Here is a 15,802-nt window from a genome sequence, read left to right on the forward strand (position 1 = left end):
CCGCCTCAGCCCCGCAGGGCGGCTTCCTGTTCGGCCGCACGCTTCATGTTGCGCGCGAGCTGGCTCATCCCGTTCAGATAGGGGGCGGGTACCGCGGCGCCGCGATAGTCGTGCTGCGCCGCGGCGCGCAGCGTCCACATCGGGTCGATCATGTGCGGGCGCCCGAGCGCGACGAGGTCGGCGCGGCCGGCGGCGAGGATCGAATTGACATGGTCGGGTTCGAAGATGTTGCCGACCGCCATCGTCGACACGCGCGCCTCGTTGCGGACCTGGTCGGCGAAGGGAGTCTGGAACATGCGGCCATAGACAGGCTTGCAATCGGCCCAGGTCTGGCCGGCGGACACGTCGATCAGGTCGGCGCCCGCGGCGCGGAAGGCCTCGGCGATCAGCACCGCCTCGTCGGGCGTCACCCCGGCGTCGCCCATCCAGTCGGTGGCGGAGATGCGGACCGACATCGGCCGTTCGGCGGGCCACGCCTCGCGCATCGCGGCGAAGACCTCGAGCGGGAAGCGCAGCCGGTTTTCGAGGCTGCCGCCATATTCGTCGGTGCGCCGGTTCTGGAGCGGCGTGATGAAGCTCGACAGGAGATAGCCGTGCGCGGCGTGCATCTCGACCATGTCGAAGCCGGCGTAGATCGCCATGCGCGTCGCCGCGACGAACTGGTCGCGCACCATGTCCATGTCGGCGCGCGTCATCGGACGGGGCGTCTGGTTCGATCCGCTCCACGGCACGTCGGACGCGGCGATCAGCGGCCAGTTACCCTCGTCGAGCGGCTCGTCCATCCCTTCCCAGCCGATCTTCGTCGATCCCTTGGCGCCCGAATGGCCGAGCTGGAGGCATAGCTTCGCCTTGCTCTCGCGGTGGACGAACTCGGTGATGCGGCGCCACGCGGCGGCGTGCTCGGGCGCGTACATGCCGGGGCAGCCCGGGGTGATCCGCGCCTCGGGCGAGACGCAGGTCATCTCGGTATAGACCAGCCCCGCGCCGCCCTGCGCGCGAACGCCATAGTGGACGAAATGGAAATCGCCCGGCGTGCCGTCGACCGCCGAATACATCGCCATCGGCGACACGACGATGCGATTTTCGAGCTGCATGTCGCGCAGCTTGTAGGGGGCGAACATCGGCGGCGCGCCGGCGTCGCGGCCGCCGGGCGCCTGCGCCTGGAACCAGCGTTCGACGCTTTCGAGCCAGCGCTTGTCGCGCAGGCGCAGATTTTCGTGGCTGACGCGCTGCGAGCGGGTGAGCAGCGAGTAAGCGAACTGGATCGGCTGGAAAGGCAGGTAGCGGTCGAGCGTCTCGAACCATTCGGTCGAGTTGCGCGCGCTGTTCTGCAGCTTCAGCACCTCGATGCTGCGTTCGGCCTGATATTCCTCCAGCGCCTGCGCGCGGGCGAGACCCGGCCGGTTGAGCACCTCGGCAAGCTTGATCGCGTCCTCGAGCGCCAGCTTGGTTCCCGACCCGATCGAGAAATGCGCGGTGTGCGCGGCGTCGCCGAGCAGGACGAACTTGTCGTGCGACCACTGGCCGGTGATGATGCGCCGGAAATTGAGCCACGCGGCCGAACCGCGCAGATGCGACGCGTTCGACATCAGCTTGTGGCCGTCGAGATATCTGGCGAACACGCGCTCGCTCCACGCGATCGCCTCGTCGGGGCTCTGCCGGTCGAGGCCCAGCCTTTCCCACGTTTCGGGCGCCATCTCGACGATGAAGGTCGAGAGATTGTCGTCGAAGCGATAGGCGTGCGCCCACACCCAGCCTTCTTCGAGCTGTTCGAAGGCGAAGGTGAAGGCGTCGAACGTCTTGTGCGTGCCGAGCCAGATATAGCGGTTGCGGCGGGTCTGGATGTCGACGTCGAAATGCTCTGCATAGGCGTCGCGGATGCGGCTGTTGGCGCCGTCGGCGGCGATGACGAGGTCGTAATCGACCCAGTCGGCGAGATCGGGGCCCATCTCCGTCTCGAAATGGAAGCGGACGCCCAGTTCGCGGGCGCGGTCCTGCAGGATGCGGAGCAGCCGCTTGCGGCCGATGCCGATGAAGCCGTGGCCGGTCGACCGGATGCATTCGCCGTGGATATGGACGTCGATGTCGTCCCAATGCGCGAATTCGTCGCGGATCGTCGCCCCGCTGACGGGATCGTTCGCCATCAGATTCTCGACCGTCTGGTCGGAAAAGACCACGCCCCAGCCGAAGGTGTCGTCGGCGCGGTTGCGTTCGAACACGTCGACCTGGTGCGCGGGGTCGCGCAGCTTCATCGAGATGGCGAAATAGAGGCCGGCCGGGCCGCCGCCCACGCATGCGATCTTCACTGCGAACGACTCCCTACCGTTGACGATGCGGCGATTCCTAAGCCCATGCCGGAAAAGCTTCAAGCCTAAAATTTTAAGCTTGAAATATCATATATCATGCAATTATTCACGTGTATGGACAGCATCGGAGGCATGATGATGAAGTGGCCGGCACAGCGTCTGACGACGGGATCGAAGAAAAGCTTCGGCATGTATGACGAGGCGGCGAAGCTCGATGCGCAGGGCGCCGACCTGATCCACCTCGAATTCGGACGGCCGCACGCCGACACGCCGGTGCATATCAAGGAAGCGGCGAAGGCGGCGCTCGACGCGGGCATCGTCCACTATGGCGATTTCCGCGGCACGCTGTCGTTCCGGCAGGCGCTGGTCGAAAAGCTGCGCAGCTTCAACGGCCTCGATTACGGCGTCGACGAGGTGCTAGTGACGAACGGGCTGACGCATGCGTCGTTCGCCGCGTTCATGGCGGCGCTCGACCCGGGCGACGAGGTCATCCTGCTCGATCCCTATTATCCGCAGCATGTCGGCAAGGCCGAACTCGCCGGCGGCAAGGTGGTGATCGCCGAACTCGACAAGGCCGACAATTTCGCGATCTCGAAGGAGAAGATCGCGGCGAAGATCACCGACAGGACCCGGATGATCGTGCTGATCAACCCCGCCAACCCGACCGGCCGCGTCTATAGCCGCGCCGAGCTTCAGGCGGTCGCGGACCTGGCGATCGCGCACGACCTGCTCGTGCTGTCGGACGAGGTCTATGAATATATCACCTATGGCCAGGCGCCGCATGTCAGCATCGCGAGCCTGCCGGGGATGCGCGAGCGCACCATCACCTGCTTCGCCTTCACCAAGGCCTATTCGATGGACGGCTGGCGGGTCGGCTATCTGACCGCCGACGCCCGCCTGATGCCCGCGATCCTGCGCATCACCATGACCGACGTGACGCACGTCAACGTCTTCGTCCAGGAGGGCGCGCGCGCCGCCGTCGAGGGGCCGCAGGACGCGATGCACGCGCTGGTCGAGGCCGACCGGCGCAAGCGCGACATCGTCGTCCAGGCGCTCAACCAGATGCCGGGCGTGACCTGCGCCGAGCCCGAGGGCACCATCTATGCCTTTCCCGACATCAGCGGCACCGGGCGCGGTTCGCAGGAGCTTGCGATGGCGATCCTGCAGGAGGCGCATGTCGTCGTCGAATCGGGCAGCTTTTACGGACCGAGCGGCGAAGGCCATCTGCGCATCTGTTTCGGATCGGAATCGGAAGCGCGGGTGAGCGAGGCGATGGACCGGCTCACCCGCTTCTTCAACACGCTGTAGCCCCGGCGATGCGCGCCGCGACGGAAGGACGAAAGGGAAATGCCATGAGAAAGACGCTCCACCTCGCCGCCGCGCTGACCGCGATGCCGCTGCTGTCGCTTGCCGCGGCGACGCCGCTCGCCGCGCAGGAACAGGCCGCGCGCCCGGACCATGCGGCGCTCGTCGCGCTCTACGACGCGTTCCGCGCCTTCGTGCCGCCGCCGATGGTGAAGGGCGTCCCCGATTATTCGCCGCCGGCGATGGCGAAGCAATATGAGGAGCTGAAGCGGTTCCAGGCCCGGCTCGCGGCGATCGACGACAGCGGCTGGCCGGTGTCCGAGCGCGTCGATTACATGGTCGTGCTCGCGGAAATGCGCGGGCTGGAATTCCAGCACCGCGTCGTTCAGCCGTGGAAGCGCGACCCCGCTTTCTACAGCACCACCAACCTCGGCTTCGGGCCGAAGATGCACGGCGCGATCGCGATCCCGAAACTGCCGCTGCCCAAGGACAAGCTGGCCGAGTTCACGGCGCGGCTGAACGCCGTGCCCGAAGCGTTGCGCCAGGCGCGCGTCAACCTGACCGAGCCGCGCGGCGACCTCGCCCGGCTGGGAATCGCGCAGAAGCAGGTCGAGGTGAACGTCTATGGCGAGCTCGCGGCGCGGGCGGCGCAGGTGCAGCCTGCGCTGGTCGCGCCGGCGAAGCGGGCGCAGGCCGCCGCCGCGGAGTTCAAGGCGTGGCTCGAAAGCATCGAGGCGGGGCTTCCGGCGCACGGCGGCGTGGGCCGGGACAATTATGCCTGGTATCTGAAGAACGTCCTGCTGCTGCCCTATACGCCCGAGGACATCGCCGTGATCGGCGAGCGCGAATATCAGCGGCAGGTGGCCTTCCTGAAGATCGAGGAGCATCGCAACCGCCACATCGCGATGCCCGAGCCGGTGCAGACGCGCGCCGAATTCGACGCCAAGCGCAAGGCCGAGGACGAGGATCTGCTGACATTCCTGCGCGACGGCGACTGGGTGACGATCCCCGATTATGTGCAGCACGATCCCGAGGAGGGGCCGTATCAGTTCCCGTTCGAGAAGGACCCGGCCAAGCCGGGGCTGTTCGATCCGCCGCTGCATCTCCATTTCTTCTTCCAGGCGGAGTTCCGCGACGGGCGCCCGCTGCGCGCGCACAACCTGCCCGGCCACGCCTTCGACGCGCTGCAGGCGGCGCGCGACACGCGGCCGATCCGCGGCAAGCCGCGCCTGTTCTTCGTCAACGGCCTGCGCAACGAGGGCTGGGCCTTTTACCTGGAAGAGATGATCCTGCAGGCCGGGCTGCTCGAGGACCGGCCCAAGACGCGCGAAATCGACTATATCCTGGGCGCGAAGCGCGCCGCGCGCATCCTGCCCGAGCTGAAGATGCAGGCGAACGAATGGACCTGGAAGCAGGCCAACGCCTCGCTGATCGCGCGCACGCCGAAGTGGATGGAGCACGGCGACGCGGTGGCGCAGTTCGATATCGAGCTTTATCTGCGCCAGCCCGGCTATGGCATCGGCTATTACATGGGCAAGGTCGAACTCGAGAAACTGCTCGCCGACGTCGCGATGCAGGAAGGCGACAGGTTCGACATCAAATCCTTCCACGACCGTTTCCGCGCCGCCGGGTCGATCCCGATCTCCCTCATCCGCTGGGAAATGACCGGCCGCGACGACGAGATCCGGGCGCTGCGCTAAACGAAAGGGCCCGCACGAAGCAATGCGCCGCGTGCGGGCCGACGATCCCGGTCAGAAGGCGATCCGCGCCGTGATCCGCGCGCCGTGGCTCTGGCGGCCCGAAGCGAGGGCGCCGCTGTAGGCCGCGCCGATGTGGAAGCCGCCCGCGCGATAGTCGAAGCCGGCCTCGACCTCCGCCGCATTCTTCGGGATCGCGCTGCCGCGGATCGCGAACGATGGTCCGCCCGCGACGAACCGGCCGTTCGCCAGCGCGGCGCGGTCGCCGAACGCGCGGTTCCACGCCAGCGACGCATAGGGCTGAAAGCCCGGCGCGTCGGCGTTGAGGCGCCCGCGGACGCCGAGGCTGAGGAAGCTCGTGTCCTGCCCGGCGTCGGCGACGGCGAGCGCGCCGCTGCCGCCCGTCTCCGCGAAATCGTCGCTGCGGGTGCGGACATAGGCGAGGCGCGCGAAGGGCGTGATCGCGGCGCCGCCCGCCGCCAGATCATATCCCATTTCGCCGAAGAGCTGGAGCGTGTCGGCGTCGCGGCCGGAGGTCAGCGTCTGGGCGAGCGGCGCGACGGTGACGGTGCGGCTGGTGTCGATGGCGTGCCAGCCATAGCTGACCCCGAGCGCGCCGCCGAAGCCCGCGCCGGTGCCGTAGCTGGCATGGAGCGCCAGATATTTGCTGTCGACATCCGCATGGTCGCCGCGGCCGCCCTGCCGGAAATCGGAAGTGCCGATGCCTGCGGAGAGCGCCGCCGCGAAGCCGTTGCCGCCGATGCCGACGCCGGCGACCAGCCCCTTGTGATCGGTGTCTATCGCGCGCTGGCCGCCGCGGGCATCGAAATCGCCCCAGCCGCCGAAGGCCGATCCCCACACGAACAGGCCGCTTTCGTCCGGGACGGGAAGGCCGAGCAGGGCGCCGCGCAGATGGCGGCTCTCGTCGGTCAGCCCGCTGACCGCGCCCGAAAGCAGCTCGCCCGACAGCTCGGTATAGGCCGCCTGGGCGGTCGCCGCGCTCTGCACGAGCACCGCCTCGAACAGAGGATTGTCGAAACCGAGCGCTTCGATGGCCGTGGCGACGCCCGTCTGGTTGAACCCCAGCGCGACGTCGGCGAAACCGATGTCGTTGCGATAGAGCGACAGCGTCACGCGGTCGGGGCCGTAACGCAGCAGCGGATCGAGGAAGGCGAGGTTCGACGTCACCGATCCGAAGCGTCCCTCGACGCCGCCCGCGCCGGTCAGGATGACATAGTCGGTGCGCGGCCGGTAATCGCCGCTCTCCGCCAGCACCGCGACCTTCGCCGTGGCGCTGATCGTGACCCGGCCCGTCGCGTCGATCCGGTCGGCCTCGCCCGCGGCATTGGCCTCGACCTCATAGGTCGACCCGGCCGCGAACGCGAGGTCGCCGGCGACCGTCAGGCGCCCGATCGAGTTGCCGGGCGCGATGGTGCCCCCCGCGGCCGCGGTGGTCGAGCCGACCGTGCCGTTGCCGCCGAGCACGCCGCCTGCATTGATCGTCACCGGCGAGGCGATCGAACCGTTGACCGCGAGCGTGCCGCCGTTGATCGTCGTCGGCCCGGTGTAGACATTGTCGCCGGTCAGGTTCAGCGTCCCGGCGCCGGTCTTGACGAGGCCGCCGGTCCCCGAAATCGTCCCGCCGAACGCGCTGTTGTCGTCCTGATCGACGGTCAACCGGTTGGCGCCGACGACGACCTGCGAATTATCCTCGCCCGACAGGCCGCCGATCACCTGATCCGTGCCGGTGATGTCGAGCGTCCCCCCGGCGCCGAGGTCGAACTGCGTTTCCGGCGCGATGACGCCGCCGATGCGGACCGCACCGCCGAAGATGTTGGTGACGCCCTGAAAGCTGTAATCGCCGAGGAAGGCCAGCGTGCCGGCGCCGCGCTTGTCGAGGATGCCGCTGCCCGAAAAGGCGCCGAGGAAATCATAGCTGTCGGACCGGTCGAAGACGAAGCGGCCGTCGTTGACGATTCCGCCCGCAAAGCTTCCTTCGGTGCCGCCCGCGCCGAGCGTGAAGACGCCGTCGCCCTGTGTCCGGACGTCGCCGGCGAGCTGTCCGGTCAGGACGAGCCCGCCGTTCGCGATCGTCGTGCCGCCGCTGTGGGCCATGTTGGCGGTGTCGAGCGTGAGCACGGCGTCGCCGACGAGTTCGACCGCGCCCGTTCCCGTCATGGCGATGTCCGCGAAGCCGGACAGCGCGGCATCGTCGTCGAAATCGAGCACGAGCCGCCCGGCGTTCACCACCGACGCGGTACCGATCGGGTTCGCCCCGGCGGCTTCGTTGATGTGCAGCGCTGCGCCCGCGCCGATCGACACGGTATCGAAGGCGCCGACCGCTCCCGAGGTCGACCAATAGCCCGCGTCGACGTTCAATATCTCGAAATCATGCGCCGCGCCGAGCATCTGCGCGGTCGTGAGTTCCAATATGTCGCCTTCGAGAGCGAGCGTGTCGGTGCCCGCCCCCGCTTCGATCGCGCCGGTGATCGTGCTGCCCGTGCGCAATGTCACCACGTCGTCATAGTCGCCGAGTTCGATGGCGACGCCTGCGCCGCCGCGCAGCGTGCCGCTATTCTCGACGGTCGCCCGGACGTAGCTGGTCAGCGCCGCGCCGTCGGCGCTGGCGATCGTGCCGCTGTTGACGATGCTCGCGGTGAAGCCGTCGGGCCCGCCCGCATCGCCCTGCACCAGCACGCCGCCGACCGTGCCGTCGATGGTGCCGGCGTTGGCGATCGTGCCGCCGCCCGACAGGATGATGCCGAACCGCTCGCCGATGATCGTGCCGGCGGCGGCATTGGAGACCTGTGCGACATAATCGGCCTGCGCCTGGGCATCGTGGCGGAAGATCGAGATGCCGTCGGCGAGGCTGGCGCCGGTGCCGCTGATCGTACCGCTGTTGGTGACGCGGCCGCCGCCCATCAGGCGAAGCCCGTCGTTGCTTTCGCCCGCTATGGTGCCGCTGTTCGAGACCTCGGTCGCCGCCGCGAAAGTGATGAGGTTGTTCGTGCCCGGCTCGCGGAAATCGCCCGCGACGATGCCGCCGCCCGCGCCCGAAATGACGCCCGCGTTGACGATGCGCGATTCGCCGGCCGAGACGAAGACGCCGGCGTCGGACGCCGCGGCGCCGTTGCCGCGGATCGTGCCGGCGTTGGCGATATCGACAGCCCCCAGCCGCGCCAGCACGCCCGACGTCGCGCCGGCGATCGTGCCCCCGGCCCGGTTGTCGATCGTCAGCGCGCCCGACTGGTTGTTGGCGATGCCGGAGCCTGCCGTTCCGGTGATGGCGCCGCTGTTTTCAAGCGACGCCTGTTCGAGGATGCCGCCGAAGGTGGCGCCGTCGGCGCCGGTCAGCGTGCCGCTGTTGCGGATCGCGGCCGATCCGCCGAGGATCGGGTCGCTCTGGACGGCGATGGCCGCCAACCCACCGCGGATCGTGCCGGCGTTGGCGATGGCGGACGGTCCGGAGAGGATGGCGCCGAAACGGTCGCCGGTGATCAGGCCGCTGGCCGCATTGTCGAGGCTGACGATCTCGCCCGGCCGCAGGGCCGAAGCGAGCATCGAGACGCCGTCGGTCAGCGATCCCGACATCCCCCGGATCGTGCCGCTGTTGACGACGGTGCCGCCCCCCATCAGCCGGATGCCGTCGTTGTTTTCGCCGATGATGGTGCCGCTGTTGCGGATCGACGTGGCCCCGGCGTTCGATTCGAAGCTGTCGGTTTCCGGGTTGTAATAGGCGTCGGTCACGATGCCGAAGGTCGCTCCGCTTATCGTGCCGCTGTTGACGATCGACGATGTCCCTGCCAGCAGGACGACGCCGCCGTCGGGCGTCGTATTGCCCGCATCGGCGCCGTTGCCGCGAATGACGCCGTCGTTGTTGACGGTGACGCCGCCAAAGCGCGCGACAATCGCGGACCGGGCGCCCGTGATCTGGCCCCCGTCGCGATTGTCGACGACGAGCACGCCCGGCTGGTCGTTGACGATGCCATGGCGCGCCGTACCGGCGATGGTGCCGCTATTGTCGAGCGATGCCTGTTCGAGGATGCCGCCGAAGGTGACGCCGTCGCCGCCGGTCAGCGTGCCGCCGTTGCGGATCGCTGCCGTTCCGCCGAGGATCGGATCGCTCTGCACCGCGATCGCCGCCTCGCCGCCGCTGATCGCGCCGGCATTGTCGATGGTGGACGGGCCGGTCAGGATCGCGCCGAACCGCGCCCCCGCGATCGTGCCGCCCGCCGCATTGTCGAGGGTGACCGCTTCGCCCGGCGTCAGGGCCGACGCCAGCATCGAGACGCCGTCGGTCAGCGATCCCGACAGGCCCCGGATCGATCCGCTGTTGATGACGCTGCCGCCGCCGAACAGGCGGATGCCGTCGTTCTGGCTGCCGGTGATCTGTCCGCTGTTCTCGACGCGGGTCCGCGGGGCGTTCGATTCGAAGCTGTCGGTTCCGGCGTCGTAATAGACATCGGTGGCGATGCCGAACATCGTTCCGTCGATCGTGCCGCTGTTGACGATGTGCGACGAACCGGCGCGAAGGACGATGCCGCCGTCGGGGCTGTCGTTGCTGCCGCTGGTGCCGTTGCTGCAGATCGCCCCGGCGTTGGTCACGTCGACGGGACCATTGTTCGCCAGGATGCCGATCCGGTCGCCGCAGACGGTCTGCGCCGGCCCGACGTCGATCGACAGGCGCGCGGCCTGATCGTTGGCGATGCCGACGGTCTGGGCCTGCGCCGCGGCGGCCGGGACCAGGAAGGCCGAAGAAATGAGAAACCGTTGCTTCAGTGAAAGAATCATGCCCTGTCCCCGTTGTTCGTTTTTGGCGCCGCGCGTGCGGCTTCTGCTCATCGAAGCGCCGTAGCGGGGGGGATGGCGGGGGGCATCACCACTAATGGGGAATTCTGCGCCATTCGGGCGACATCCAAACGCACCGAAAATTTGACAGCGCGCGCCATTTTCCTAATCTGTGCAGATGGATGCGAGGGGGTATCTGGAAACGCGCGAGGCCCTGATCCAGGCGCCGTTCGAGCCGGCGCGCTGGGCCGATGCGCTGACGTCGCTCGCGTCGCTGTGCCACGCGACCAGCGCCCAGCTGCTTTCGTTCGGGCCGACCCGCTTCAATCCGATGGTGGCACCGGGCGTCGGCGAGGCCGACGTGATGGATTTCCTGGCCATCGGCGGCATGGACCCGGCGACGAATCATGGCCTTGCCGCCATGCTGCGCGCGGATGCCGGGCATGTGGTGACGGACCATGAATATCTGTCGGACCACGACCGCCGCCGCGACCCCCTCTACAACGAGTTTTTCGCGAAATATGACGGCCATTTCGTCAGCAGCGGCGTCCTGTTCCGCGAAGGCGGCAGGCTGCGCAACCTCAACCTTTTCCACCATCGCCGGCAGCAGGGGCTGGGGCCGAACGAATCGGGCCTGATGGCGCGGCTGCTCCCGCATTTCGCCAAGGCCGTCGACCTGTCGATCCAGCTGGAAGGGCGCGCCGCATCGCTGAGCACGAACGCGATCGAGCAGGCCGGCCCGGCGACGATCCTGTGCCAGGCCGACGGAAAGATCGTCGCCGCCGGCCGCAAGGCCGAGGCGATGCTGTCGCGGGGCGATGTCGTCGGCGCGCGCGACGGGCGGCTGCGCCTGTCGTGCCGCGAGGCGCAGGCCGAACTGGATATGCGAATCGCGGCGGCGGCGCGGCGGTTCGCGCCCGAATCGGGCAGCGTGATGGTGCAGCGCCCCTGCGACCGGCGCATCCGCATCGCATGCGCGCCGGTCCCCGAAGGCGATCACAACCGCTTTCTCGAACCGCTGGCCTTGCTGATGATCCGCGACGACGACCGGCCGATGCTCGACCGCCGGGCGGTGGGACGGACCTTCGCGCTCACCGAAGCCGAGACCAGCATCGCCGAACTGCTGATCGAAGGCGCGTCCTCCTCCCGCATCGCCGAGGTGCGGGGCGTTTCGGTGGAAACGGTCAACAGCCAGATCAAGTCCATCCTGTCCAAGACCGGATGTTCCAAGCGCTCCGAAATCCCGAACCTGATGCGGATGTATCTGTCGCTGTAGCGCGGCGGCGCCTATAGGCGAGATGTATCGACCGGGAGGCTGCGATGAGCGGGAAGACGCATGGATATGAGGTGCGCGTCGTCTGGACCGGGAACGACGGGACGGGAACGCGGACCTATCGCGGCTACCGGCGCGATCATCAGATCGCGGCCCTGGGAAAAGCGCCGATCGCCGGGTCTTCCGATCCCGCCTTTCGCGGCGACCCCGCGCGGTGGAATCCGGAGGAGCTGCTCGTGGCGTCGCTGTCGGCGTGCCACAAGCTCTGGTATCTGGGCCTTTGCTCGCAATCGGGCGTCAATGTCCTGTCCTATGAGGACGATGCGCGCGGCGCCATGATCGAGGAGCCCGGCGGCGCGGGGCAGTTCACCGCCGTCGTGCTGCGGCCGCGCGTCGTGATCGACGCCGCGTCGGACGCGGCGCTCGCGCGCGATCTGCACCGCAAGGCGCACGCCATGTGCTTCATCGCGCGATCGGTGAATTTCCCGGTCGAGGCCGAGCCCGAGATCGTCGTCGCCGCCTGAACCGTGCGCCGCGGAAAATCCTCTTCCTCCCGGCCGCACGGGTCATCCGGCGCTTTGCGGCGCGGCCAAGCGCCGCTATGGACGCCCGCATGACTCACGCTGCCTTTCCCGACCTGCGCCTCCGCCGCACCCGCCGCACCGCCTGGAGCCGCGCGATGGTGCGCGAGCATCGCCTGACCCCGTCGAACCTGATCTGGCCGCTGTTCGTCTGCCAGGGCGAGGGGACCGAGGAACCGATCGCGAGCCTGCCGGGCGTGTCGCGCTGGTCGGTCGACCGGCTCGTCGACCGTGCGAAGGATGCGGTCGCCGCCGGCATCCCCTGCCTCGCGCTCTTTCCCTACACCCAGCCCGAGCGGCGCAGCGAGGACGGCGCCGAGGCGCTCAACCCCGACAATCTGATGTGCCGCGCGACCGCGGCGGTCAAGGATGCGCTCGGCGACGCCATCGGCGTGCTCACCGACGTCGCGCTCGATCCCTATACCAGCCACGGGCAGGACGGGCTGATCGACGAGGCGGGCTATGTCCTCAACGACGAGACGGTCGAAGTGCTGGTCGGGCAGGCACTGTGTCAGGCGCGCGCCGGCGCCGACATCATCGCGCCCAGCGACATGATGGACGGCCGCGTCGGCGCGATCCGCGAGGCGCTGGAGATCGAAGGGTTCGGCCATGTCCAGATCATGGCCTATTCGGCCAAATATGCGTCGGCCTTCTATGGCCCGTTCCGCGACGCGGTCGGATCGCGCGGGCTGCTGAAGGGCGACAAGAAAACCTATCAGATGGACCCCGCCAATGTCGAGGAGGCGCTGCGCGAGGTCGAGCAGGATCTGGCCGAAGGCGCCGACAGCGTGATGGTCAAGCCGGGCCTGCCCTATCTCGACGTGGTGCGCGCGGTGAAGGATGCCTTCGCCGTGCCCGTCTACGCCTATCAGGTGTCGGGCGAATATGCGATGATCGAGGCCGCGGCGGCGGCCGGGGCGGGCGAGCGCGATGCGCTGGTCCTCGAAACGCTGCTCGCTTTCCGCCGCGCCGGCGCGTCGGGCGTGCTCACCTATCACGCGCTCCACGCGGCGCGGCTGCTGGGCGCCTGATACGGTGCCGCGCATGACCGCGGTCGCCTCGCCGCGCCGCTGGCTGTTCGTGCTGACGATCCTCGTCGGCAGTTTCCTGCTCTTCCTCGTCCAGCCGATGGTCGCGCGGATGGTGCTGCCGCGGCTCGGCGGGGCGCCCGCAGTGTGGAACAGCGCGATGCTCGTCTATCAGGCGCTGCTGCTCGGCGGCTATGCCTATGCGCACTGGCTCGGCCGCTTCGCGGTGCGGCGGCAGGCGGCCATCCATGTCGCGCTGCTGCTCGCGGCCGCGCTGTGGCTGCCGATCGGCATCGCGCAGCTTCCGCCGCCCGCGCCGGGTCAGGAGGCGCTGTGGGTGCCGCTGCTGCTCGCGGCGTCGATCGGCCCGGTCTTCTTCGCGGTCGCCGCGCAGGCGCCGCTGATGCAGCGCTGGTTCGCCGCCGATCCGCGGGCGGGCGATCCTTACATGCTCTATGCGGCATCGAACCTGGGCAGCTTCGCCGGGCTGATCAGCTATCCCGCGCTCGTCGAGCCGGCGCTGCCGCTCGCCGTGCAGAGCTGGGGGTGGAGCGCGGGCTATGCGCTGCTGGTGCTGCTCGTCGCGGCGAGCGCCGCGGCGCGGTGGCGCGGCGGGGCGGACATGGCCGGGGACAGCGGCGGCGCCGAGGCGCGGCCGACCGCGCGCCGCCAGCTTCGCTGGCTGCTGATCGCCGCGGTGCCGTCGGGGCTGATGCTGTCGACGACGACGCACCTGACCACCGATATCGTCGCGATGCCGCTGCTGTGGGTGCTGCCGCTGGGCCTCTATCTGCTGAGCTTCGTCATCGCCTTCGCGGCCGCGCGCGCGCCGGCGCACATCGCCATCGTCATCGCGCCCGCGGTGCTGCTGGGGGTCGGGGGGCTCGCGCTGCTCAGCACGGGGGGCGCCGCGATGCTGATCGCGATCGCCAGCCTGGGGATGCTGTTCGTCGTCGCGACGGCGCTCCACGCGCATCTCTATGACCTGCGCCCCGCGCCGCGCTATCTGACGCTTTTCTATCTCGTCATGTCGGCGGGCGGGGTGCTCGGCGGCCTGTTCGCCGCGCTGGCGGCGCCGCTGCTGTTCGACTGGGTCTACGAGCATCCGCTGCTCGTCCTCGCCGCGGCGCTGCTGCTGCCGCTGCCGCCGCTGCTGGCGTGGGAGAAATGGACGCATCTGTCGGCCGGCGCGACGCGTATCATGGTGGCGCTGTTCGTGCTGACGGCGCTGTTCGCCAGCTTTCATCTCGTCCGGACATGGACCGGCGAATTCGCGGGGCCGGCGCTGCTGTGGGGCGGCTTCATCGTCGCGATCGGGCTGCTGGTGACGCGCTGGCGCTGGGCCTATGCGACGGTGCTGGCGCTGCTGATGGTCGGGCTCGGCGGCTGGAGCACGCTGCACGACAGCCTCTCGGACATGCGCGTGCGCAGCTATTTCGGCGTCTATACCGTCACCGACGATCCCTGGCGCCACCAGCGCCGGCTCGCGCATGGAACGACGCTGCACGGCCTGCAGCGCACCGACGCGGGGCACGAACTCGACCCCACGACCTATTACGGCCCGCAATCGGGGGTCGGTCTCGCGCTCGACCGGCTGGAGGCGCTCGCCGGGCCGGGGGCTTCGGTCGGGATCGTCGGGCTCGGCGCCGGGACGCTCAGCTGCTATCGCCGGCCGGGCCAGCACTGGACGATCTTCGAAATCGACCCGGTGATGGTCGACATCGCGCGCGACCCGACGAAGTTCACCTTCCTGTCGCGCTGCGCGCCGCAGGTGCCGGTGGTGATCGGCGACGCGCGGCTGCAGATCGCGGGCCAGCCCGCCGGGCGCTTCGACATCCTCGTCATCGACGCCTTCTCGTCGGATGCGATCCCGCTGCACCTGCTGACGCGCGAGGCGATCGGCATCTATGTGCGCGCGCTCAAGCCCGACGGGCTGCTGCTCATCCACATCTCGAACCGCTTCTTCAACCTCGAACCCGTGCTCGATGCTGAGGCGAAGGCGCGCGGCTGGGCCGCGGCGATCCGCAACGACCCGGCGGGCCGCGGCGACGATCCCGACATGCTGACGCGGTCGAGCTGGGTCGCGCTCGCCGCGACGCCGCAGCGGCTCGCGCAGTTGACGGGACCCCTCAAGTCCGCCGACAAGGCGCATGAGGACGGCGCGTGGATCGCGCTTGCCGGCCGCCCGCATTTCGATCGCTGGACCGACGATTATGCGTCGACCCTGCCGATCCTCTATTGGAACCACATCTTCTTCGGACGCAGCGAATGACCCACAGCGACATCAGCATCATCAGCGTGAACGGCAAGACGCCGCGCATCGACCCCAGCGCCTTCATCGCGCCGGGGTGCCGGATCATCGGCGACGTCGAGATCGGGCCCGACGTCAGCATCTGGTATAATTGCGTGCTGCGCGCCGACGTCAGCCATATCCGCATCGGCGCGCGGTCGAACGTCCAGGACGGCAGCGTGATCCATTGCGACGGTCCGACCCCGCTCCGGCCCGACGGCTATCCGACGATCATCGGCGAAGACGTGCTGATCGGCCATCTGGCGATGGTGCACGGCTGCACGCTCGCCGACCGGGCGTTCGTCGGGCTGAAGGCGACGGTCATGAACGGCTGCCGCATCGGCAGCGACGCGATGCTCGCGGCGGGCGCGCTGCTGACCGAGCACAAGGAGATTCCGCCGCGCGAGCTGTGGGCGGGCGCGCCGGCGCGGCGCGTGCGCGACATCGACGACGCGCAGGCGGCCGGAATGCAGGCGGGCGTCGCCCATTATGTGCTCAACGGCCGCATGCACAAGGCGGCGGTGGAGGGGACTT

At 68.8% G+C, this 15,802-nt stretch carries 9 protein-coding genes; 7 read left to right on the forward strand and 2 right to left on the reverse strand.

The window, feature by feature from the left end:
- Nucleotides 1-5 precede the first annotated feature (5 nt).
- Nucleotides 6-2,306: a bifunctional salicylyl-CoA 5-hydroxylase/oxidoreductase gene (locus SGR02S_RS02165; protein WP_067105372.1), complete on the reverse strand. Its 2,301-nt coding sequence runs from the start codon at nucleotides 2,304-2,306 to the stop codon at nucleotides 6-8.
- Nucleotides 2,307-2,420: 114 nt separating this feature from the next.
- Here SGR02S_RS02165 and SGR02S_RS02170 point away from each other — a divergent pair, with 114 nt between their 5' ends.
- Entirely contained in the window at nucleotides 2,421-3,614 is a 1,194-nt protein-coding gene (locus tag SGR02S_RS02170; RefSeq protein WP_255211369.1) for a pyridoxal phosphate-dependent aminotransferase, read from the forward strand.
- A gap of 44 nt (nucleotides 3,615-3,658) precedes the next feature.
- On the forward strand, nucleotides 3,659-5,311 hold the full coding sequence (locus SGR02S_RS02175) for a DUF885 family protein (RefSeq protein ID WP_067105373.1): 1,653 nt from the start codon (nucleotides 3,659-3,661) through the stop codon (nucleotides 5,309-5,311).
- A 51-nt stretch (nucleotides 5,312-5,362) separates the two neighbouring features.
- On the opposite strand, the gene SGR02S_RS02180 is transcribed toward SGR02S_RS02175, so the two are convergent.
- On the reverse strand, nucleotides 5,363-10,099 hold the full coding sequence (locus SGR02S_RS02180) for an autotransporter domain-containing protein (protein WP_067105374.1): 4,737 nt from the start codon (nucleotides 10,097-10,099) through the stop codon (nucleotides 5,363-5,365).
- 175 nt (nucleotides 10,100-10,274) lie between these two features.
- Here SGR02S_RS02180 and SGR02S_RS02185 point away from each other — a divergent pair, with 175 nt between their 5' ends.
- From SGR02S_RS02185 to SGR02S_RS02205, 5 genes are all read left to right on the forward strand, one after another.
- Complete coding sequence (locus SGR02S_RS02185; protein ID WP_067105375.1) at nucleotides 10,275-11,372, forward strand: helix-turn-helix transcriptional regulator; 1,098 nt, start codon at nucleotides 10,275-10,277, stop codon at nucleotides 11,370-11,372.
- A 44-nt stretch (nucleotides 11,373-11,416) separates the two neighbouring features.
- The gene (locus SGR02S_RS02190) at nucleotides 11,417-11,893 is read left to right on the forward strand and encodes an OsmC family protein (RefSeq protein ID WP_067105376.1); all 477 of its coding nucleotides are present in this window, start codon (nucleotides 11,417-11,419) and stop codon (nucleotides 11,891-11,893) included.
- An 89-nt stretch (nucleotides 11,894-11,982) separates the two neighbouring features.
- Nucleotides 11,983-12,981, forward strand: a complete 999-nt coding sequence (gene hemB / locus SGR02S_RS02195) for a porphobilinogen synthase (RefSeq protein ID WP_067105383.1) — start codon at nucleotides 11,983-11,985, stop codon at nucleotides 12,979-12,981.
- A 13-nt stretch (nucleotides 12,982-12,994) separates the two neighbouring features.
- Entirely contained in the window at nucleotides 12,995-15,250 is a 2,256-nt protein-coding gene (locus tag SGR02S_RS02200) for a fused MFS/spermidine synthase (RefSeq protein WP_067105377.1), read from the forward strand.
- Nucleotides 15,247-15,802 (forward strand): gamma carbonic anhydrase family protein (locus SGR02S_RS02205; protein ID WP_067105378.1); only part of this gene is annotated, 556 nt, incomplete at its 3' end. The genes SGR02S_RS02200 and SGR02S_RS02205, both read left to right, overlap by 4 nt.

The sequence above is a fragment of the Sphingopyxis granuli NBRC 100800 genome (assembly GCF_001591045.1).
Classification (GTDB): Bacteria; Pseudomonadota; Alphaproteobacteria; order Sphingomonadales; family Sphingomonadaceae; genus Sphingopyxis; species Sphingopyxis granuli.

Bases quoted from the DNA above. Each gene is read 5' to 3' on its own strand.
- SGR02S_RS02170 (WP_255211369.1), top strand. From the start codon at position 2,421: ATGGACAGCATCGGAGGCATGATGATGAAGTGGCCGGCACAGCGTCTG.
- SGR02S_RS02175 (WP_067105373.1), top strand. From the start codon at position 3,659: ATGAGAAAGACGCTCCACCTCGCCGCCGCGCTGACCGCGATGCCGCTG.
- SGR02S_RS02180 (WP_067105374.1), bottom strand. From the start codon at position 10,099: ATGATTCTTTCACTGAAGCAACGGTTTCTCATTTCTTCGGCCTTCCTG.
- SGR02S_RS02185 (WP_067105375.1), top strand. From the start codon at position 10,275: ATGGATGCGAGGGGGTATCTGGAAACGCGCGAGGCCCTGATCCAGGCG.
- SGR02S_RS02190 (WP_067105376.1), top strand. From the start codon at position 11,417: ATGAGCGGGAAGACGCATGGATATGAGGTGCGCGTCGTCTGGACCGGG.
- hemB (WP_067105383.1), top strand. From the start codon at position 11,983: ATGACTCACGCTGCCTTTCCCGACCTGCGCCTCCGCCGCACCCGCCGC.
- SGR02S_RS02200 (WP_067105377.1), top strand. From the start codon at position 12,995: ATGACCGCGGTCGCCTCGCCGCGCCGCTGGCTGTTCGTGCTGACGATC.